The organism is Streptomyces regalis (genome assembly GCF_001509475.1).
GTDB classification, from domain to species: domain Bacteria; phylum Actinomycetota; class Actinomycetes; order Streptomycetales; family Streptomycetaceae; genus Streptomyces; species Streptomyces regalis.
Window position 1 is genome coordinate 17,752 of sequence record NZ_LLZG01000409.1, and the last position, 21,817, is coordinate 39,568.

Sequence of the window (21,817 nt, forward strand, 5' to 3'; positions counted from 1 at the left end):
CGCTCCGATGGCGGAGGCGAGCAGGCATAGCACGGGTATCGCGGGCCGACGATGAACAGGACAGTCCGACCGACCGACTTCGTCAAGAGGTTCTCCCATACGTCTGCTCGTCGGCGGTGAGCAGCGCCTCCTCCGCGCTGCCCCTCACCTCCACCACCGCTGCCACCGCGCCGCTGCCCGACCACCACGTGATGCGGGGAATTGCATGACCGTCGACAGTGCCAGACGCCCAGACCCCGGAGTCGGCGTGCCGTTGCGCGCAGGTGTGCCGGTAGGCGTGGGGGAAGATCTTGGTCTTGTCGAACGAGGGCATCCGTGTGACCGGCGCCAGCGAGCCGCCGGCCGGTGCTCACTCCTCAGCCAGTACGCAACAGCGACCGCAACCGCCAAGCTCAGGGATGACCCGACCCGGCGATCTAGGGACATGACGTACACAGCGGCATCGGGCCTCAAGGGACAAGATCGTGAGACAGAAGTGCCGTGTCCTCCAAATGAGACAGTCGGGAAAGGCCAGGCCGCCCTGACGGAACGGGACATTCCGAATGCGGGCCTACAGCCGCTGTAGGTTCCGCGCTTCAGCTTCCAATTCCGGGCCGTCATGTCCAGCCGATGCCCAATTGGACACGTCGCATGGAAGCGCTGGCCAGCGCGTTCACTCTTTCGGGCTACCTCGTAGTCGTCGCGGAGACAGCGGTCACGTTGAACCGTCCCGGCGGTACCGGGCCAGCCATTCCAAGCTCACGTCGTTTCCCTGCCGGCGCGTGAGCGGCTGCACCGGCCGGTCGCCTCGCGCGACCCCCACGCTGTCCAGGAGCCGGTCCACCACACCTTCCGGGTCTGCCAGCGCGTCCTCGTACGTCACCGTGATCGGCGTGATCCCGCTGTCGGAGAACCGGCGCGCCCACTCCTCGTTCTGCTCCCGGATCATGTGCTCCCAGTGCGCGATCCGGTCGCGACGATAGGGAACGTCAGCGCCCACGCCACGAACGTCGTCGGCATACCAGACGTCGGTCTCCAGCGCCCGGTACAGAGACACCGCTTGTGCCGCCGTGTCCAGCCGCCGGTTCCACACATATACCGGGCGGTCGAAGGCGCGCTCGATCACCTCGCGCCAGCTCGCTCCACTCGCGGACTGGTATCGCCGCAGCCCGGCGACGACCTCGTCCAGGTACGACCCCATGACGATCAGGCCCCACACGCCGTTGGCCGAAGTCCCGATCCGCATCAGCTTTCGTAGCTGGTCCGGCTGCGTCCGGTGCGCCGGACCGATCGGGATGTCCTCACCGTCCAGTTCAATAACGTGGTTGTACAGATACTCCCGCGGTTTCCCCGACAAACCCGTGCTCTCCAGCAGACCAGCCAGCAGGTGAGTCCCTGCCCTCGGTGTGCTGCAAATGAGCAGGCCTCTGCCCGCCGCCGGCGCCATGTCGCTCGCTCGCGCCACAGGTCGCACCCCCTTTTGACCGCCTTGACCGTCGCTCGACCGCCCCTTAGCGTATTGGTTCCTAGGTCGCACACGTGGGGCATGGGGGGTCGGGGGATGCGCATAGCGATCGCGTTCGATGGTCAGTACGCATCGGCGGCACGCAACATGCTGTCGTCGCTGGCCCGCTGCCTGCCGCCGAAGAGCGGTGTGCGCATCTCGGCACTGATGACGGACGATTCGCCGAGCGCCGACGTCGTCGAGCACGCGAGGTCCCGCGGGCTCGATCTGGAGGTCGTCCGTCTGCGCCGCGACCTGTCCGACCTGCCACTGCTGCGCTACCTGACCGGCGCGACGTACGCGCGCCTGTTCCTGCCAGAGCTGGTGCCGGACGACGTGGCGCTGTACATGGACGTGGACGTCGTGCTGATGCGAGACGTGACAGAGCTATTCGCGACGGACCTCGGTGACAGACCCCTCGCGGCCGTGCGGGACATGTGGCGTCCCAACCTCCACGAGGCGCTGGCAGGCGGAGGCAGCGGACGATTCGCGCCCGACGCGCCCTACTTCAATGCCGGGGTGATGCTGTGCAACCTCCGCCAGTGGCGTCGGGAGAGCTTGACCGAGCGGGTCCTCCACTGGCTTGCGAGCCAGGATCAGGTCCCGGTCTGTCTGGAGCAAGATGCGCTCAACGCGCTCACGCACGGTCGATGGATCGAGCTGGATCCGCGCTGGAACGTGTTCCCGATGACTGACTTCCGCGACATACCGCCCGAGGCTTGGCCGCCGCGACTGGGTACGGAGTACCACGCGTACCGAGATCAGGAGCGACGTGCCTTCGTGCTCCACTTCATCGGCTCCCGCAAGCCATGGCGTCACCCGTACCCGGACACCGAGAACCTCAGGCGATATCGTCACTTCACCACGCCGACCGTCGAGGACGTGACGCCGAACCCCGTCACCTCGCCATCTCGGCCGACCTCCCCGCCCGTCCCAGAGACGCCGTCCCTGGCACTTACCGGGAGAAGGGGGTCGGCGACATTGCCGACGGCGGTGTTCGGCTACCCAGTCGAGTATGATCAGGATCAACGGTCCCGGCGTCGCAAGAGGACTCGCTTCGTCTGACCAAGAAGTACGCCTACGGCGAGGTCCTCCACGTCGTTTTGGTCGGGCGCTTAGTGGCGGAGCCGGAGGCGTTCCAGGCGGCTCCGGGTTCCAGTCATCGCCATCGTCTTCACCTTCGTCAGGGTTGTCGTTGGGTGGATCGGAGTGGTCGGCGTACGGCAGCGGCACACGGTCACGGAGCTGATCGATTGTCCTGGCTGCTGGAGCGGTTACGCCAATGGCGGCCAGTTGTGCTTCCAGTTCGCGGTCCGTCAATTCCAGCGCCTCGAACACGACATCGGCACCCGCCTGTTCGAACGGCCCACTCCACCAAACCCATGCGACCCACCCGCTGCGGCACAGCGCTCCTTGAAGCCCTCAACAACCCTCAGCAAGCCGGCCAGCCTGCCACCGTCCGCCGCCGCCAGCGCGCTCGGCACCAGCCTTGAGCACCTCAGGATCGCCTTCGAACCCCGGAACCCGACGCCGGGGCCCTGGTGGCCGCGGCGGCGACCAGACCGCTACGAAGGAGTTGAGGAACCCGTGCCCGAGGACACCCGTGCCACCTCTTCGGACGAGGTCCGTGCCAGGCCGTCGGACGGGGCCACGGCCAAACGGACCCCGGCCCAGGTGCTGCGCGAGACCAGAAAGCGCGACAGCGAAATCAAACGAGGCCGCGTACTCAAGACCCTCGACGAGATGGCCGCGGCCGGAGAGAAGATCACCTTCCTCGGACTCGCTCGAACTGCGCGGGTCTCGAACTGGCTGGTATACGCCGATGGACTGCGCGAGCGCATCGAGGAAGCGATCGAGAAACAAGGCAGGGCCGTTCGCGAAGTGGAGGTGGGCTCAGGCACTTCGGCCGAATCGCTGAGGGCCGACCTGGAACTGGCCACAGCCGAGCTCAGAACCTTGCGCGCGGAGCGCGACCGACTCAAGGCGGGCATGACCCGGCTGCGGGAGACCGAGGCCGAGCGTGATCGGCTGCGAGAGGCGTTGGAGGAGACCAAAGAGGAACTGGAGGCCGCGCTGAAGGAGAACCGCTCGCTTTCAAGACACCGTCCGGAGAAGTGACACGAAACCCGGAACGATCAAGGTGACACAGAGCGCGGATTCAGCGGAACGCACAGCTCACGGACTCGCCATATGACATCGGAACGCGAAACCTACACGGTGATCCACTGCCGGCGCGTCTGACACGACTGCGGATTCCAGCGCAGGGACGCGGCTGCCCACACATACTTCTGCCGACCCGTTGTATGCATCGTCTTGCCGGTCGAACAACAGTCCATATGTCGTAAGTGTTTACGTGGACAGACGGTAAATCGCCTGTTCGGAACGGGGTTTTGCGCCCCCTCATCATGGCAGCGTCCACCGACCACCGGGTCCATGTCCTTAAGCGTTCGCGTGATGTGTTCCCTGCATGGGCGGGCGTTTGCCGCCGTGCGCACGATGTTCATTGTGTGGATGCGGCGCCTGGACGGGGCCGTTTGCGGGCAGCTGCCTGAGCTCGCGCTGGGATACGTGCGAGCGTTGAGCGGCGACCTTGACGCTGCACGTGTTCATGGATGACGGGGCCCTCGCGCCGCCGACGCCTTCAGTGATCTCCTCGCCAAGGCGTACATCCTCGACGACGACGGCCATGATGCTGGACCGCGGCGTCACCGGGCCGGGCAGTTCGCGGCAGACATTCCGACGGGATCGGCCGGCAGGGGAGTGAGGCAGCTGCGAGGGCTCCGGCAGCGCTGGCCCGTCGTTCGACTCCCCGATGGCTCTGTCGGCGGTCACCGACATCTGCTGTCGCTTCTCGGCTCTGGCACAGATCTTGGGGAGCGGTCGCAGAGCGTCACTGCAGCAGGATCATTTTGCGGAGTAGTTCGAATCCGGCCCGGCCGTATAGCTGCCTCTTGATCTTTTTGATGCGGTTGACGGCGCCCTCGGTGCCTCCGGAACTCCATTCCAGGGTGAGTCCGGCGGTCACTGCGTCGAGGTCCCGAAGCAGGTGGAGTGCGAAGCCAGTGAGGCCGGGTAGTTGGCTGGCGTCGACAGCGTCGATCCAGGTGGGGAGCGTGGTGCCGCGGCGGTCGGCGAGTATCTCACCGAACTGGCGGATATGTCCGGCAGCGGTGTCCAGTTCGGAGCAGCGGGCCAGGACGTCCTTCAAGACGGCGCGGTCCTCCTCGCTCAAGGCTGTGGGGTGGCGGGTGAGCCAGCCGGTCACTTGCCGCACCGTCGGTGGCGGTGGCGGTGCTTGGGACGGAGAGGCGCGCAGGGAGGCGATGTGGGCGCGGACCATCTGATAAGTGACGGGGGCGTCCTCGGCGAGCAGTTCGCGGTGCAGCCGAGTGACGCTGGTGCAGCCTTCGGTGAACCGTCGTTCCAGGTAGGGCTTATAGGGATCCAACCGGCTGGGCCTGGGGCGGTTCTCGCGGAGGGTGTTCTGCCAGTGCGGGGCATTCGCGTAGCGCAGCACGGTGTTGAGGCCCCAGCCCAGGTGCCTGGCAATTGCCCGGCGGGAGTGGCCCTGCTGGAGCAGTTCATGGACCAGGGCATGCGCGGCCTTCTTGCGCTGGGCCCGACGGCCGGCAGGCCCCGGATCTCCTTGCGGCATGTCCGTGTTCGGCGGCGTGGGCGGCGTCGGGACGCGGAGGCACTCGCGGTGGGAGGCGACGCAGGTTTCAACGGCCCGGCCAAGGCCCTGCCACAGGGTACTGGTGGGCCGTCGGCGAGGTGCCTGCTGAGCAGGTCCTTTTCCCACGGCCCCCGGCCCGAACGACGCATGCGACTTATCGCCGCACGTCGCTCTCCAGTGACTACTCCGTGAGTGCTGCGACAGGCTTCTTGCCGTGGATGTCCGCGTCGCAACTCCCGCAGACCACCAGAGTCTTGCGTTTCCGCGCGGCCATGAGATCTGCCCACGGCGGCCGGGCTCCCACTCGTCCGAGGTCGGCGAGCTTGGCGACGTGGTGGACTTCCACCGCGTCGATGCGTCCGCATGCCTCGCACCGTCCAGCGAGGAGCCGGGTGACCAGCTCCTTGCGTTTGGTGTTGACCGGAGCCAGCCGACGGTCGGTAAGGACCGTCTTCTTGTTCTGTCGCAGCGGGATCCCGCCGAACCGTCCGACCAGTGACTTCCTACCGGTGCGTTCGACGCGGGCCTCGAAGCACTTGCGCAGCCCGTGCGGTGTCTCGATGGTGGCCGCGTACTTGCGGGCCATCTTCGACACCGACGAGCGGTGCTTGTTGGCGAGCGTCATCAGCATCGAGGTCTCCATGACCCATTGAAGCCGGGCGAGTCGAAAGACGTCGCCGGCCATCAGGTAGTACTGGACGATGCCGCGGTACTCCGACCCGTAGGTGCTGATGATGACGTGGTCGTCCTGGTTCAGCAGTTCGGGCCGACGCGCGGGTTTGCCGCGCTCCATGTACTGGGCCTGCTTGGCAACTACCACCGAACGAGGGACACGCAGACGGATAGTCCCATTGACAGAGCGGCGTCTGCCGGAGACCTTCCGGTCGTTGTGGAGCACGGTGATGTCGTAGCCGAGGAACCGCGCCGCCCGGGTGCGGGCGTGCGTGATCAGAGTCTTCTCTGGCGACATGTCCAACTTGAGTTCCTCATGCAGGAATTGCGCCAGCCGCTGTTTGATGTCCTCGGCCTCTGCCTTCGGTCCGGCAAACCCGAGCAGGGTGTCGTCTGCGTAGCGCACATACCTCAACCGCCGATATCCAGGATCCTCGGGATCCCCGCTCGGCATGCTGTGGAGTTGCTTGCGGAGTCTCCGCACCGTGGTGCGGTCATCTCGCTTGCGGGCGCATTGAATCGCGTACCAGACCTTATGGAACTCGCGACTCTGCTTTCTGACTCTTCCTCGGGTGTACTCGGGGATCAGAACCTTCTCGATGAACTCGTCTATCTTGTGCAGGTAGATGTTAGACAAGATCGGAGAAACAACCCCGCCTTGCGGGCTTCCGCTGTGCGTGGCATTCCAGATCCAGTCCTCCATGTATCCGGCCTTGAGCATGTTCCGCATAAGCCGCAGGAACCGATTATCGCGGATCTTCTCGCCCAGGATCCGCAGCATGACCTCGTGATCGATGCGGTCGAAGCACTGGGAGATATCACCCTCGATAAACCAGACCGTCCCCGTCCAGGTATTGACCACATCACGCAGCGCGGTGTGGCAGCCCCGGCGGGGGCGGAAACCGTGAGAGAACTCCGAGAGCGTTGGCTCGTAGTACGCCTCAAGCAGCAGGCGGATCACTTCGCCGACGAGTTTGTCACTCCACGGAGGCAGGCCGAGCGGCCGCAGCTTGGTGCTGTCCCGCCCCTTCGGGATGTAGACCCTGCGAGCTGGGCTCCACCGGTAGCGTTCGTGACGCAGCGCGTCAATGACGTGCCCGATCTTGCCCAGTGACATGCCGTCCACGGTCTCCCCAGTGACCCCGGGCGTCATCGCTCCCTTGTTGGAGTACAGACGCCCGTAGGCCAGCAGATACAACTGCGGATTGAAGAGCTGTCGATACAGTTCATTGCACGGCAGGCCACGCCTGCCGCGTTCACGGAGGACACCCAGCACCGTTTCGGCGCTCTGCATTACGCATACCTCCCGACTCTGTGGTGCCCGATCACCTGGCCCCCTTCGCCCGATGCGGACGGGTCTCCCGTCCTCCTTGGCCGGTCGTGACTCCGGCGACTACTACGGGGCCTCCGTCGCCATAGGAAGATCTCTTCCCGTAGGCGATCCCATGTTCGTCCTCGTTGTACGTCCTAGCGTGATGTAGGTGCCCCACTCATCTCCTTGAATGCCCTCACTGGGCATCGCTCCGCACTCTGGAGGTTGCGTCGGCCATTCCACTAAGCCGTCGCAGGGTGCGGCGCCGGCGGCAGGTAGCTTTCCGGCGGATCTGACCTTCGATCTTCTGGAGATTGGGGTTCAGGCAATCCAGCTTTCACCATGTCACGCGAGCCCCTCGACACCCCGTCTCTACTACCTGAGCCCGGCCGTCGATTTCCTGGCATGCTCTTTTCCCCATCACCGTTTCCGGATTGGGTTAGCCATCAGGCCCAAGAATCTCCCTCCAAATTCCCCCCGACTGGGTCGGGGATACAACAAGGCGCCTCATGGCGCACTGGAACCGGTCTGCGACCTGGAGGGCATCGGGAGCGCCGAGCCGGGCTCCCTCGGCGTATGCGCCGGCCCGGTCCCGACAGATGATCTCCACGCCGGGATGTGCGGTGAGCCACGCGGCGAGCGGTGCCGCTTCCCGGCCGGGAAGAACGTCGATCGGGCGGTGGCGTTCGCCGTCCGTGATCACGGTGGCGTACGACTGTCCGCGCCGGGTGGCGAAATCGTCGACGCCCAGCACCCGCGGCGTGCTGGACTGCGGATCCGGCAGCGCCATGACCCGGCGAAGCAAGGTCATCCTCCCTGCGTCGAACCCGAGTTGGGTGGCCAGCCGGGAGCCGGCCCGTCCGGCCAGCGCCAGCCCGATCCGCTCCAGGGTGCGGTTGAGCCGGCGGGTGAAGCGTGCGTACGGGCTGGTCAACTGCGTAAACGGCTCGGCGAACGTCCGGCGCGGGCAGTGGGCCGAGCCGCAGATGAACCGTCGGACCGTCAGCAGGATCACCACGCGGAACTCACCGAGCGGGAGATCTCTGAGCCTGCGCTGGTAGGAGTCGTGCACCCGATGTGAGAAGCCGTTGCAGTTCGGGCAGGATGCTCCGGCCCCTCGGCCTCTTGCCACCACGTCGACTGTGCCGAAGGTGGCGGCCACCGCCTCGACGGCGAGCTCGTCGATCCCGTCGAACACCAGCGAGTTCCAGAACGATGCGTCGGCCTGCATGACCAGCACGGTCACCAGCCGCAGCCGCAAGCAACGGATGCCTACAGGTACCTGACGGAGCGTCACTATCTGCCGTTCTATGTCGCGGCGTACGCGGTCTCACACCCGATCGGTGCATCGCAATCGAACACCGCGGTCACCCTCTGCGACCGCTCCCCAAGATCTGTGCCAGAGCCCGCTTCTCGCCGACAGAGCCACCACACCTCGAAGGTCAGCAGGCGTGATGTCAGCCATCCGACGGCCGTGGTGGTACAGGGACCGGGCCGGGCTGCTCGGCAGGCAAGTCCTTGCGCAGGATCACGGTGACGTCGTAGCCGGTGTCCCGGGTCAGAGCGGGGCGTTCGCCGGTCAGGCCGAGTTCCTGGGCAAGGAGGGTGCCGTGCAGGTCGACCGTGGCCTCAACGAGATCGGCGAGCACCGCGGCGGCCTCGCGGCCCCGGATCCACGCGGTGAGGGCGATGACGGCGGCACCGGGCAGCGCCGGCCACCACCACACCGCCAGGGGCAGGTAGAGCAAGGCCCATCCGCCCAGGCGGGCGGCCGCGCCGTAGGCGTCGCGGGCGGTGCCGAGTTCAGCGCGGACCGAGTCGGATGCCACGAGCCACAGTCGTGGCCAGGCGGAGGTCAGGTCCAGGTCGTAGGCGCGGTACACGCGTTCGTCCACGGCGTGGAAGCGGTCGCCGATCCATGTCGGCCGTTCAGGCAGCTCGAGCGCGATGGCGTTGCGCCGGGTGATCGCCCGGGCGATGGCGGACCTGGTTTCGGCCTCGGCCCGCTCCTGATCGGCCCGCAGCCAGCGCCGCCGCCGATGCCGGACGAGCAAGCGTGCGGGTCCGCGATCGTCCGGTACGGTCCACAGTCGTTCCACGGCCACCCCCAGTGCCCGTGCGGTCAGCCCGGCGAGGGCGGCCGCCGCCAGTACAGCGGCGGCCGTCAGCAGGATCGCTCCAGGGCTGGAGGCGCTTGAGTGGGTTGCCGACCGGTCGATGACGTGCTGGAGTTCGACGGCGTTCAGCGCGTCGTGGTGCCCCAGGACGGCCGCGGCGCCCAGGCAGGCCACGTAGACGAGTCCGGGCAGCACCAGCAGGGCGAGCCATTTCTCGGCTGCCTTGCCCGCCAGCGTCGAAAGGAACGTGCTCACAGCCGGACCCGGCCGTGGACGAAGGGCCGGCCCGTTGCCGCGCACACGGGGGCTTCGGGATGCAGTTCCGTGCTCGGGAACCTCCCGCACGGCTGGGCGGCGGGGCAGGTCCAGCGGTGGATCACCGGTCGGCCGCCGCTGGTCCCGGGCAGTGGCTGGTAGCCCTTCGAGGACCTGGTCACGATCCCGAATCCGGCTGCGGCCATACGGTCGTCCAGGGCATCAAGCAACTGGTGGAGCGCGGACTGCGTTAGGTGCGCCCGGCCGCGCAGCGCGTGGAGGATCGCCGTGACGATCTCCTCCGCATCCGCCTCACAGGCGGCCTCCTCCAACTCGCCTTCGCCCACGAGGGTGCACACCCGGCCGAATCGTTCCGCGAGTTCGTCCACCGACGGGTCACCTGCCTCCGTGATCGTTCTGTCCCCGAACTCCACGGGGAGGAGAGGACCTTACGGTGTGCAAGCACCCGTGCGCATCTCGCTACTGTGAGGGCTGAGCGGCCCGTGAGCCATGTGGGGTGAGGGAGGAACAATTGGGGAAGTGGGAGCGCCGCAGGCTGCTGTTCGCGGCCTGCCGGCACCTGCGGGCGGGCAGGGACGCGCCCGAGGTCCTGGCACGACTGCGGGCGCTGGCCTCCACCGACCTGCAGGACCTACAGGTGGCGTTAGCCGCCGCAGAACTGCTCAAGGTGCGGGCCTCGCGCACCGAAGGCGCCAACACAGCGGACCTCGCCGAGGCGATCAACCTGTATCGTCATTGCGCCTCGCTGGCGCCGCCGGGCCATCGCGACCGAGCTGGAGTCTTCCACAACCTGGGCCAAGCTTTGTATTTGGCGTCATCGGACAGGAGGTTTCCCGGCGCAGCGGCGCAAGCTGTACACGCCTTCCGGGAGGCCCTGGCCGCCGCACCGTGCGGCGACTCGACTCGGCCGCTATACCTGTTCAGCCTGGCGGCCGGGCTCTCCCGATGCTTCGAGGAGAGCGGTGATCAAGAGGCGCTGGAGGAGGCCGTGCGGGTGGCACGCGAGGGTTCCGCTGCAGCCGCGACCGGCAGTTCTGATCGTGCCCGGTGCTGGCTCATGCTCCTCAGTGCCCTGACATCACTGGCCGACGCCACGGAACGGCCGGAACCGCTGCACGAGGCCGTCGAACTGGCGCGCCAGGCCCTGTCGGAGGCGCGCAGCTCCGCTGCACGCGCGGATGCGCGGGCCGGACTCGCGGTCTCACTTAAGCGTCTCTACACAGCCACCCGGGAGACGCAGCTCTTGGTCGAGGCGGTCGAAGCGGCCGCGAAGTGCTGCGACGCGACGCCGCGCTCCCATCCCGACCGCGGTCTGCGCAGGGAGCTCTTCGCGGGCACTGTCCGGGATCTCGCGGACGACACACGGGATCCCGACCTGATGCGGCAGGCCGTCACCCTGATGAAGGTGAGCGTCAACGCGACCCCGAAGGGCCCCGACCTCGTCGACGGCCTCATCAATCTCTCCCGGGCCCTACTCAAACTGCACGCCATGACTGACGCTCAGGACGCGATGCGGGACGCGGAACGGGCGGCGCGGGCGGCCGTGGCCGTCGCCCCCTACGGCACAAGCCACAGCGTGGCGGCCTGCTTCGTCCTGGCGGAGGTCCTGCTGCTGCGCCACCGCGACGCTGCGGAAGCGTTGGAGGAGGCGCTCACGCTGACCCGTGCTGGGATAGCGGCCACTCCGCGCGACGACGCGGACCGCGCCTCGCGCCTGTTGCTGCTGGGCCTCGTCCTGCACAGCTTGCACGTCAGTAGCGGCGGCATCGAGCGGCTCCACGGGGCCCGGGATGCCTTCGCCGAGGCTGCGTCGGCCCCCGCCCCGGCCAGCACCAGACTGGCGGCCCTAAAGGCCCTGGCGTCCGTCGAAACGGCCCGGGGTGACCGGCGGGCCGCACTCGCCGCCTCCGAGGCCGCCGTCACCATGCTGCCGCAGCTCACCGCAGACTGGATGCCGTACGGAGCCGTCGTCCACCGGCTCGCGGACATCGCGGGACTGCCCGCAGACGCCGCTTCCGCCGCTTTGGACGCAGGCAGCCCCGGAAGGGCCCTCGAACTCCTGGAGTTGTCGCGCGGAGTCCTGCACGGCCGCGCCCTGGACATCCGCGGGGATCTCAGGGCCCTGCGGCGCCAGTCACCGGAGTTCCACGACGAGTTCGTCCGGCTACAGGAGGACGCCAACGCCGGTATCCAGGACGAGGTGTGGGACAAACTTCTCGCCCGTATCCGTGGCCTCGCCGGCATGGAGCGGTTCCTGCTCCCGCCGTCCGCCCACGACCTGCGGCAGTGCGCTTCCCGTGGGCCGGTGGTGGTGGTGAACGTCAGTGAGCGGCGCTGCGATGCGCTGATCCTGCGCGCGGATGCCGGAGATCCCGTCCATGCGATTCCGCTGCCGATGTTGACCCAGGCCGACATGTACCAGCAACTCCTGCGTCTACTCAAAGCCGAAACGGGTGCCGCCGACGCGCACTCGCTGCACGCACGACGACAGTGCCAGCGCGACCTCCACGACATCCTGGGCTGGCTGTGGGACTGCGTCGCGGCGCCCGTGCTGGAGGAGCTGGGGTTCTCCGGCCGCCCCGAGACAGATGCCTGGCCCAGGATCTGGTGGTGTCCGGTTGGCGAGATGGCGTACTTCCCGTTGCACGCTGCCGGATACCACGACACCGGGAGTGCGGAGTCGGTCATGGACCGGGTCGTGTCCTCCTACACCACCACGGTGCGTGCACTGCGCCCCGCCGCCGACGACCGGCCAGGCACGTCGGCACCCGTGGGGAACCCCGGCGTGGTGGTCGTCGCAATGCCCGTGACGGAGGAAGCGCCCGCGCTGCCGTGTGTACTGGCGGAGATAAACGCGCTGACGACGCTGATGCCGGGCACAACCGTCCTCAGCGGAGCGGAGGCCACCAGCGATAGAGTCCTTAAGGCTCTGGCCCGCCATGGCGTCGCCCACCTGTCCTGCCACGGCATCACCGACGTGATCGCCCCCGCCGCCAGCCGACTGCTCCTGCACGACCACCTGACTCGGCCGCTGACCGTGGAGCAGATCAGCAACTTGGAACTGCTCCACGCGGAAATGGCGTACCTGTCGGCCTGCGACACGTCGATGCCAAACATCAAGGCCACCGACGAGGCCCTACACATCACTGCGGCGCTCCAGCTCGCCGGCTACCGACACGTCATCGGCACCCTCTGGTCGGTCAACGACGTCACCGCAGCGGACATCACTCGTGCGACCTACGCCCGGCTCACCACGAACGGCACCACCGCCCCGCGCACCGACGAGTCTGCGGACGCGCTGCACCAAACTGTGCGGGAACTGCGCGACCGCTACCCCGCCAGCCCAACCCTATGGGCCGGACACATCCACGTCGGGCCGTGAGCTCACCGTCACCGGTCGGCCGTGTCTCTCTGCCTGGCGCCCGCCCCACCCGCCATGTACAGAGAGTCACCTCAGACGAGTCGAGCCCGGCGCACCGCCCACCTGCTGAGTGCTCTATCAGTGGCAGATCGATCCCTTCACGCCCTCAACGGACATGTCCAAACCCGCATAAGCGAGCACGAGGACGGACGCCTCATAGCGGACCGCGAGTTGCCGTACCTGGTGGCCACGGCCCGTGCCCGTTTGCGGCTGGCGACAGAGTTCTGAGGATCACTTGCCGGCCAGCGGGACTTCGGCGAGCAGCTCCTACGTCATACACCAACCGTCGGCGTCCAAAGCGAGCATGCGGGCGGGATGCGGACGCGCAGTCGGCGCCTGGTGATGCGACGAAGTCGAAGTCGCAGGTGCCGGTGTGGCCTGAGAGGCTGGCCTGGTCAGTGCTGTCGACTACCAGCGCATTATTAGGACGCTCGCGGACCGTGCCCGGTTCGGCCAAGGGGCGCTGACCTGCCAGGAGATGGCCGCCGTGTTCGGCATGGACGTGGTGCCGACGCGGGTTGAGGCATCCAGCCCGGGACCGGCAGCATCGGCCGGATGGCCGCCCACTCCTCGTCCGTCGTGTCCGTCGGGTTGCGCGGCTGCCGGCACCCGTTGTCGGCAGCATTTCCGAACCGGCGAGCCAGACAGCCACACTCCACGGCGATCGAGCTGGACTGCCCGGCCATCGACACGGAACATTTCGGCACCGGGGCCTCCTGATGCTGCTCGGTGGTTCGACATCAAGGAGCTGTTCAGGAGGTCCCGCTCGTATGCGCGCAGCGTCCTGCGGGTCACCCCATCGGGACTTCCGTTCGACGCGTATCTCTCAAGACCGGAAAGATACGTGTCCGACCACGGGGACCCCGTGGCCATCTTGCGGCCCCTGAAGCACTACTTCGACGGTGTCGACCTCGATCTCCCGGAAAGCATCCGTCTCTTCGACTTCCACCGCGCGGCGAATTACCTCCGCAGCCCGGCCGTCGCTGCCGCTCTGGATCCCTACATGCCACGACGGTAACCGGCTGCTGGGAGGAGCGGACACCGCTGCCTGCGGGGGAGTGCCAGGATCAGCGATCTCCTCGCCATGGCGTACATTCCGGCTGGATCGGCCGGCAGGGGAGTGAGGCAGCTGCGAGGGCTCCGGCAGCGCCGGGGCGTCGTCCGGCTCCCCGGGGACCGAAGCGCCCTCTGGTCAGGGCATCGGCATCTCGTGCGATGTGCACCTGCATCCTGGGCGTCGGTTCGCAGCCGCTGTGGGTTGAGCGTGGTGCCTGCTCGGCACCGGCTGCCGCCTTGCGATCCCGGCCTGCCAGGGCTGTCAGCCCTGCGCGGTGTGCGGCTATCGAAGCGGCAACGGCGCCCCCGGCTTGGATGGCCAGTGCGGGCTCCCCGCTACTGATCCACCCGCCCGACGATGTGGCGACCGGTTGGCCTCTCGCATGGGCCCCCGGAGCCTCGTCGTGAAAGGGCGCAGAACGCCGCGTATCCCGGCCCGATGCGTTCCTGAGAACGGTGGGCAGGTCAGCGTGCCCTCGCGTCCGGCCGCGTCGTTGGGCTGGGCAGGATAAGTCCCGCGCGGAACTGGAGAGAACATGACAGGTGTCGAGTTGATCCTGGCGGCTCTGGCCACCGGTGCCGCCGCGGGTGTCTCGGATTCGGCCGGCGGTGCTGTCCGCGACGCCTACGCCGGTCTCCGTGACGCACTCCGGCGCCGCTCATCCGCAGAGGACGACGCCGAGACACGGGAGCTGTTGGAGGCCCGGGAGGTCGAACCCGGCACCTGGGAAACGCGATTGCGGGGCCGACTGGTGGAGGCGGGGGCGGACCGGGACGAAGACGTTCTCGCCGCCGCGCGGCTTCTTCTGGAGCGGGCGGACGCGACCGGCGCGCAGCAAGGCCGTTATGAGGTGAACGCCGATCAGGCCAAGGGCGTGCAGATCGGCAGCCACAACACGCAGACCAACACCTTCTCTTGACTGGTGAGGAGTCCGCTCCACCGGCCGGTGGACCAGATGGCCCCACGCGAATCCGGAAGCCTGGGCCCGGTCTCCGGATCGACGCGTCGCACGCCCGCGGGGTGCAGATCGGCGACGGCGGCGTCCAGAACAACGTCTTCGTCACGGTCGGTCGCGCGGTCCGCTCGGCCTACCAGCACCAGGTACGGACCGTCGCCCCGGCCGAACTGCTCAACCGACAGCCGGAGCTGGAGGAGCTGGCGGCATTCTGTACGAGTCCGGAAAACGGCGGCTATCTGTGGTGGCGGGCGCCGGCGTGGGCGGGCAAGTCCGCCCTGATGGCCTGGTTCGCCCTGAACCCGCCGCCTGGCGTACACGTGGTGTGCTTCTTCATCACAGGCCGCTTCGCCAGCCACAGCGACCGGATCGGCTTTCTCGACGTCGTACTGGAGCAACTCGCCGAGCTGCTCGACCGGCCGTTGCCAGCACACCTCACCGACGCCACGAGCGGCGCGCACCTCCTCGCCATGGTCACGGACGCCGCAGCGCTGTGCCAGGAGCGCGGCGAGCAACTGGTCCTCCTCGTCGACGGCCTCGACGAGGACCGCGGCGCGGTGCCGGGGCCGGAGGTGCACAGCATCGCCGCGCTCCTGCCGGCCAGGCTCCCGCACGGGCTGAAGGTCGTGATCGCGAGCCGTCCGGATCCACCGCTACCAGTCGATGTGCCGGACGACCACCCCCTGCGAACCGGGGACGTCGTCATCCGGATCCTCGGCATGTCGCCGCACGCCCAGGTGGTGCGCCGGGACGCCGAACGGGAGCTCAAGCGACTGCTGCACGGCTCCCCTGTCGAGCAGGACCTGCTGGGGCTGGTCACCGCGTCCGGTGGCGGACTGCGGGCAGCGGACCTCGCGGAGCTTACGGGCCTCGACCGGTGGCGCGTCGGCGAGCACCTCGGGGCGGTCACGGCCCGGACCTTCACCCGCCGCAGCGCCCCCACTCAGGGCGTGCCCGGCGCGGCGGCTGGCACCGCCCCGGACACGTATCTCCTCGCACATGAGGAACTCCAGGCCTCGGCAAGCCGGTTCCTCGCGCCACGGCTCAGCGCGTACCGGGAGCGTCTGTGCGCGTGGGCGGAGTTGTACCGCGAGCGTGATTGGCCGGCGGACACGCCCGACTACCTGCTGCGGGGCTATGCCGCCATGCTCGCCGACACCCGCATGGTGACCGAGTTGGTGGCCTGCGCCACGGACCGCGCCCGCCACGCCCGGATGCTGTCCCGTACTGGAGGCGACGCGGCTGCGCTGGCCGAGATCGGCGCCGCGCAGGACACGGTGTTCGGTCAGGAGACACCCGACCTGCGCAGTCTGGGTGTGCTGGCCGTCCATCAGGGTCTACTCTCCGGACGCAACGCGGCCCTGCCGACGGCGTTGCCGACCGTGTGGGCGGTGCTCGGCGACTTCGCCCGCGCGGAGGCACTGGCCGGTGCGGCCCCGGAGGCCCAGACGCGGGCCGCGCTGCTGACCGACCTTGTGGAGCGGGCAGGCCACGCTGGCGAGGAGACACGCACCGTCCATCTCGCCAAACGTGTCACGGCGACCGTCCGGAACATCACCAACTCCTGGTTGCGGAATGAGGCGTTGGTCCGCCTCGCCACCGTCCTGACCGAGGTCGGGCTCATGGAGAGGGCGACGGCGGTGATCGGCTCTCTCCCGGACGGGCAGCGTCGAACGGCAGCCCTGAAATCCGTGAAGGTGCTGGCCGGCACCGGACGCGATGAGCCGCTCCACGCCCTGATCGATCAGGTGGTGCGGCCCGAGGAACAGGAGGACGCCTGGCAGGCGGTGGCAGAAGTGTGGGCCGGACATGGCCGTGTCATGGAGGCGGAGCAACTCGCAGCGACCCTCACCTCGCGGGCCCAGGCCTTCGCGCTCGAGTCCGTGGTCCAGGCGCACGCGGCGGCAGGCGAGCACGGGAAAGCTGAAGCCACCGCTGCCGCGATACCGGACCGGTTCCGGAAGGAGCGCGCCCTGAAACGGGTCGCGGTCGAATTGGCCAGGGTCGGCCGGTACGAGCGTGCCGAGGCGATCGTGGACGGCATCAGCGAACCGATGCTCCGCGGGGCCGGGTTGGAGCAGCTCGCCGAGACCGCGGCAGCCGTTGTGGCGCGGGGGGATGCCGGGGCGGAGGACCGCACCCTGGCCGCCCGGCTGTGGGCGTGCGCGTGTGCGTTCGCCGACGCGGAGCCGGACCCCGAATTCCGTGTGGACGCCTGGACACGGCTGGTGAGGATCGCCGCACTGGCTGCGGGACCGGCGCAGATGCACCGGCTCGCCGACCGCACCGAGATGGTGGCCCGTACTCTCAAGAGGCCGTACCGGGCCTCCCACGCGCTGAGCAACTTGGCGGTCGCACTCGCCCACGCCGGCGCGTACGACCGCGCCGAGGAACTGCTGCGCACGCTGTCCTCATACACCGCTCAGGAGACGGCCCGCAGAGTCATAGAGGTGGCCGTCCGGCGCGGCCACCACGAGCGAGCCGAGGCGCTGGTCCGGTCCGGTGAGAGCGCCGTCGTACAGGATGTGTTGCTGCTGGCCATGGTGCACGCGCTGCGCAAGGAGGGCCACCTGCCGCAGGCTACGGCTGCGGCCCGCACGCTCCGCTCCCCACGCCGAAGGGCGGAGGGACTGGGTGAGCTGGCGCTGGCGGTCGCTGAGACCGGTGAGCACCACAGGGCGGCGGAACTGGCCGTCGAGGCGGAGCGAGAGGCCCGGTCCTTCATCGACCCGGTGGAAGAGGGCCGGTCCTTGACCGCGCTGTTGCGAGCCCTCACGGTCGCCGGCGACCGGACCCGCATCGGCCTCCTGGCGCAGCGAGCAGGTGCCGTGGGCTGCCGGATCGCCGAGGAAAACCCGCACAGCGACGCACTGCCCGAACTGGTGGAGGCACTCTACCGGGCGGCTGAGCTCGGACCTGCGGCGAAGGCGCTGCACGCGGCGCAGCCCGCAGCGCGTGCCGCGGTCTTCACCACTCTCGTCCGGACGGCCGGACGAGTGAGACGGCCCGGGCACGTCACGGCATTCGCAGACAAGGCCCTGGCCGCCGCGCGGTCCGAGCAGACAGACCCGGAGTCCGCGCCGTATCTGGTGAGCCGGCTCGCCCAGGCGCTCCATGAAGCCGGTTCGCCGAACCACGCAGAGGATCTTCTGACGACGGTGGAGCACCCTGTTGCCCAGGCGGACGGCTGGACGGCCCTGGTGAAGGCGACTTCACACGACGACCGCACACGTCTGGAACGACTCGCTGACCGGGCGGAGGCAGCGGTCGCCGACATGCAGCCCTCCAACGCCCGCGACGAGGCACTGCTGCGGCTTGCCGAGGCGCTCGTCGAAGCGGGAGCACACCACAGGGCTGAGACCGTCGCCCGCCCACTCCTTCACCCGTACGCGAAGGACGTCGCCACGACCGTACGCATCCACACTGCGGCGGGCCGTCGGGACTGGGAGGAAATCGACCGGCTCGCGAGAACCATGCAGTCACCGAGCAGGCTGCGCCACACGATGTCGCTGCTCGCCACCGCTGCGGCGGGCAACGGTGACACCGCGGGAGCCCGGAACCTGCTGCGGGTGGTACCTGCGAAGGCAGTGGGACCAGAGGAGTGGGACGGGCTCGTCGGCCGGGTCGCGGTCGCCATAGCAGCCTCCGGGGACCCCGCCGCAGCCCAAACCCTCGCCGAGAGCGTGCCCTTCCCCGCGGACAGGTCCCTGGTCCTGACCTCCGTAGCCCGAAAGCTCGAGCCGTCCCGAGCCCTGCCGCTGCTAGCGCGCGCCCTGCGCGAGGGCGACTGGCGCCGCACGGTAGGCGCCCTAGGCCGACGGTGGCCCCACACCATCGAGGCGATGGCCGACGCCTACCTGGACGGCGCGTTCTAGGATCTCTTCGGCGCATGACCTGCTGAGCGTTCGAGCTCCGTGAAGAGATCGGGCCAGCCGCCTTCCGAGGCCTCCCGCTTGTATCTGTCCAGGATCTTGTCGACCGCGCTCTGCAGGCGCGGGCCCAGCCCCTGGTGCAGGGCCACGGCCTCCAGCGCCGACCGCAGGTCGGTGGTGCGCCTCATCGGCACGTACCCCAGGACGAAGCACGGCCGCCGCATCACCAGAGCAGGTTCGAAAGGTTCGCAGCCTGTAGCAAGCGGACCTCAACCGTGTAGACCGTTGATGTGTTCGGTGCCCGAGGTGCTGGCTTGCGTGGAAGCATCACACGCTCTTTCCCTCGCCCTCTACATCGAGTTTGACCGACGTGTGCCGTCGGAAGTCGGCCGTTGGTGAACATGTGGTGATCGCAGAGGATTGGCCCGTTCGCACTGATTTCGCAGGGATGATTTTTGCCTCATAAACGAGCACACCAAGTCACTGATACGCGCTCCACCGGGTCCGTGTCCTTAAGCGTTCGCGTGATGTGTTCCCTGCATGGACGGGCGTTTGCCGCCGTGCGCGCGATGTTCATTGCGTGGATGCAGCGACGTTGCAAGTCATCGTGGATGACGGGGCCCTCGCGCCGCCGAGGCCTTCAAACGATCTCCTCGCCGTGGCGTATATCCTCGACGACGACGGCCATGATGCTGGACTGCGGCGTCACTGGGCCGGGCAGTTCGCGGCATACATTCCGGCTGGATCGGCCGGCAGGGGAGTGAAGCAGCTCCGGGGGCTCCGACGGCGCCGCGGGGACCGAAGCGCCCTGTGGTTGGGGCATCGGCATCCGTGCGCTGTGCACCTGGAGTCTGGGGTGTCGGTGCGCGGCCGCTGTGGGTTGAGCGCGGTGTCTGCCCGGCACCGGCTGCCGCCTTGCGAGCCTCACCTGCCAGGCCTGTCAGCCCTGCGCGGTGTGCGGCTAGCAAAGCGGCAACGGTGCCCCCGGCCTGGATGGCCAGTGCGGGGATCGGACGGAGGGCGACAGCGGCCGCAGCTGCAATCTGTGAGTTGCTGGGGCGCTCGGCAGGCGTCGCAGGGTCGGGGCGGGAAACGGTCCTTGACGAACGCTGTGAGTCGTCCCTGGGCGGAGGGCCGGAGCGTGGCTGCGGGGCCAGCCATGCATGGGCCGGTGGTGCCGAGAGTGTTGCCACGCTTCCACGATTCCATCGCGGGTCCCCGATGCGTATTTATTCCTGAATGCCTCCGACACAGTGTTCCGTACACTTTGTGTGAATATGTGTAATGCTCACCTGGAGCCTACCCGCGGGGAGTTAGGACTTGATGACGGCCTCCCAAGGGGTGTGGCGGGGCGCGAGTCGCGTTGCTGTTCGCCGCCACTGACGGCGGTGAAGGTCACATCCCGAATGGGTGCGGCTCGGTTTGAGGGACCGTGATCGCGAGGGGTTTCGCCTTCCGGAAGGCCGGTAAGTCCTTGGGTGGTGCGGGGGTTGAGCCCGGCGCGGTGGCGTCGGCGGCATCGCCGGGAGGGGTGCGTGGAGCAAGAGCTGCTGGCGTTGCTGAAGCAGCACGAGGAGGCGTCCCGTGAGCGAGTGGAGGAGCTGCGGGCCAAACTGGCCGTGCTGAACGAGCAGATCGCGGCTGCCGAGGAGGAGCTGTCCCTGCGCTTGCCGAAAACCTCATCCGGGCAGGTCAGGCCGCATGCTGGTATTCGTGGAGGAGACCGCCGAGTCGGTCCTGTCTACGTATGTTGATGGGGGCGATCTGCTCCGGGTTGTCGATCGGCGCGGGAAGGGCGCGGAGCGGCCGGGCGTTCGCGATGCCCTGATGCGGCCGGTGCTGGTTGTAGCAATGCTCGAACTCGCGCAGTGCATGCATGAGGTGGTGCTGGTCCCAGATCAAGGTGCGGTCCAGCAGCTCTCGCCTGCAGGTCTGCACCCACCGCTCCATGATCGAGTTCATCCTCGGCATCCGTACACCGCTGAGCACGATCTCGATCCCTGCGTCCTTCAGGACCGCATCGAAGAGTTCGGGGAACTTCCCGTCCCGGTCCCGGATCAGGTATCGGGCCGGGCAACCGGCATCCTCGAGGTCCATGACGAGGTTCTTCGCCGCTTGCGTTACCCAGGATGCGGTGGGATGCGCCGTAGCCCCCAGGACCCGGATCCTCCGGCTGGCGTGCTCGATGACCGCGAAGAAGTCACACGCGAGGAGGGCGTTGGCCTGGGAGCGCAGGAAGTCGGCCCAGGTGGTGGAGGTGCGCTCGGGTGACGGCGGGATACCCGCCTCCTTCAATATCTCCCAGACCGTGGATGCGGCCACCTTTACGCCGAGGACGAGCAGTTCGCCGTGCAGACGCCGGTACCCCCATCCCGGATTTTCGGCGGCCAGGCGCAGAACCAGGGCGCGGATGGAGCGCACGGTGCGCGGTCGGCCGCCGCGCTTGGGCCGGGACCGGGTGGCATGGCGGCGGGCCATCAGGTCGCGGTGCCACCGAAGAACGGTTTCCGGCCGTACCAGCAAGCGCACCCGATGCAGCGCATGCGCCGGCAGTCGGTGCAGCAGCGCTGCCAGGAACGCCCGGTCGCTCGCCTCGAACCGTACGCGCCGGCCACTCAGCTGCTGCTCCAGCACGGTGATCTGATGGCGCAGAGCAAGGATCTCCACGTCCTTCTCGCGGTCGCTCATCGGCAGCAGTCGCAGGATCGCGAACGCATTCGTCAGACCCAGGTACGCCAGTCGCAACAGCACGGTCAGTCATCATGCCGGGGAGCATGTCGCCCCTGCCAGACCGCCTGCTCACCCGACAGGGTCGGCACCTCTCTGCACCCTCACGAAGGCCTCCCACCAGGGCGGATGAGGTTATCGGCAAGCGCAGGCCCAGGCTGCGGTCGGGTGGGCGGTGACGCCGAGGATGTGCACGGTGCGGGTGCCGACCTCCATGACCACGAAGGCGTACAGCCTGGTCAGCGCGGC

At 68.1% G+C, this 21,817-nt stretch carries 15 protein-coding genes and 1 pseudogene; 6 read left to right on the forward strand and 10 right to left on the reverse strand.

Annotated features, from left to right (window positions below; genetic code table 11):
* Positions 1–82: 82 nt before the first annotated feature.
* Together ADL12_RS44975 and ADL12_RS44980 are read right to left on the reverse strand one after the other, a co-directional pair.
* A complete protein-coding gene (locus ADL12_RS44975; protein WP_062714444.1) occupies positions 83–313 on the reverse strand; it encodes a hypothetical protein in 231 nt (76 codons plus the stop codon).
* 381 nt (positions 314–694) lie between these two features.
* Positions 695–1,426, reverse strand: a complete 732-nt coding sequence (locus tag ADL12_RS44980) for a Stf0 family sulfotransferase (RefSeq protein WP_079052624.1) — start codon at positions 1,424–1,426, stop codon at positions 695–697.
* Positions 1,427–1,540: 114 nt separating this feature from the next.
* Here ADL12_RS44980 and ADL12_RS44985 point away from each other — a divergent pair, with 114 nt between their 5' ends.
* The gene (locus ADL12_RS44985) at positions 1,541–2,548 is read left to right on the forward strand and encodes a glycosyltransferase family 8 protein (protein WP_062714448.1); all 1,008 of its coding nucleotides are present in this window, start codon (positions 1,541–1,543) and stop codon (positions 2,546–2,548) included.
* Positions 2,549–3,070: 522 nt separating this feature from the next.
* On the forward strand, positions 3,071–3,601 hold the full coding sequence (locus tag ADL12_RS44990) for a DUF6262 family protein (RefSeq protein WP_062714450.1): 531 nt from the start codon (positions 3,071–3,073) through the stop codon (positions 3,599–3,601).
* 772 nt (positions 3,602–4,373) lie between these two features.
* On the opposite strand, the gene ADL12_RS44995 is transcribed toward ADL12_RS44990, so the two are convergent.
* From ADL12_RS44995 to ADL12_RS45015, 5 genes are all read right to left on the reverse strand, one after another.
* On the reverse strand, positions 4,374–5,138 hold the full coding sequence (locus ADL12_RS44995) for a transposase (protein WP_244188280.1): 765 nt from the start codon (positions 5,136–5,138) through the stop codon (positions 4,374–4,376).
* A 202-nt stretch (positions 5,139–5,340) separates the two neighbouring features.
* A complete protein-coding gene (locus ADL12_RS45000) occupies positions 5,341–7,125 on the reverse strand; it encodes a reverse transcriptase/maturase family protein (protein WP_208614753.1) in 1,785 nt (594 codons plus the stop codon).
* A gap of 457 nt (positions 7,126–7,582) precedes the next feature.
* Complete coding sequence (locus tag ADL12_RS45005) at positions 7,583–8,374, reverse strand: ISL3 family transposase (RefSeq protein WP_244188281.1); 792 nt, start codon at positions 8,372–8,374, stop codon at positions 7,583–7,585.
* 226 nt (positions 8,375–8,600) lie between these two features.
* The gene (locus ADL12_RS45010; protein WP_062714452.1) at positions 8,601–9,515 is read right to left on the reverse strand and encodes a hypothetical protein; all 915 of its coding nucleotides are present in this window, start codon (positions 9,513–9,515) and stop codon (positions 8,601–8,603) included.
* A complete protein-coding gene (locus tag ADL12_RS45015) occupies positions 9,512–9,949 on the reverse strand; it encodes a hypothetical protein (protein ID WP_062714453.1) in 438 nt (145 codons plus the stop codon). The genes ADL12_RS45010 and ADL12_RS45015 overlap by 4 nt, the downstream gene beginning before the upstream one ends.
* A gap of 98 nt (positions 9,950–10,047) precedes the next feature.
* Here ADL12_RS45015 and ADL12_RS45020 point away from each other — a divergent pair, with 98 nt between their 5' ends.
* The 4 genes from ADL12_RS45020 (at position 10,048) to ADL12_RS45030 (ending at position 18,844) form a co-directional block, all read left to right on the forward strand.
* Positions 10,048–12,918 (forward strand): CHAT domain-containing protein, encoded by a 2,871-nt coding sequence (locus ADL12_RS45020; RefSeq protein WP_062714455.1) that lies wholly within the window; start codon positions 10,048–10,050, stop codon positions 12,916–12,918.
* A gap of 904 nt (positions 12,919–13,822) precedes the next feature.
* Complete coding sequence (locus tag ADL12_RS55300; protein WP_167364477.1) at positions 13,823–13,975, forward strand: hypothetical protein; 153 nt, start codon at positions 13,823–13,825, stop codon at positions 13,973–13,975.
* A gap of 574 nt (positions 13,976–14,549) precedes the next feature.
* A complete protein-coding gene (locus ADL12_RS53570; protein WP_062714456.1) occupies positions 14,550–14,933 on the forward strand; it encodes an RIP homotypic interaction motif-containing protein in 384 nt (127 codons plus the stop codon).
* A 101-nt stretch (positions 14,934–15,034) separates the two neighbouring features.
* Positions 15,035–18,844: a hypothetical protein gene (locus tag ADL12_RS45030; protein ID WP_062714457.1), complete on the forward strand. Its 3,810-nt coding sequence runs from the start codon at positions 15,035–15,037 to the stop codon at positions 18,842–18,844.
* Here ADL12_RS45030 and ADL12_RS45035 read toward each other — a convergent pair.
* The 3 genes and pseudogenes from ADL12_RS45035 to ADL12_RS57455 all read right to left on the reverse strand — a co-directional run.
* Positions 18,841–19,029, reverse strand: coding sequence for a hypothetical protein (locus ADL12_RS45035; protein ID WP_159053497.1), 189 nt, complete (start codon positions 19,027–19,029; stop codon positions 18,841–18,843). The two genes, ADL12_RS45030 and ADL12_RS45035, sit on opposite strands and share 4 nt — an antisense overlap.
* A gap of 1,504 nt (positions 19,030–20,533) precedes the next feature.
* Positions 20,534–21,592 carry an integrase core domain-containing protein gene (locus tag ADL12_RS45040; protein WP_062714459.1) on the reverse strand — a complete coding sequence of 353 codons (1,059 nt, stop codon included), beginning with the start codon at positions 21,590–21,592 and terminating at the stop codon, positions 20,534–20,536.
* Between the two features lie 129 nt (positions 21,593–21,721).
* Positions 21,722–21,817 (reverse strand): annotated as a pseudogene (locus ADL12_RS57455) (integrase core domain-containing protein); the annotation flags it as partial.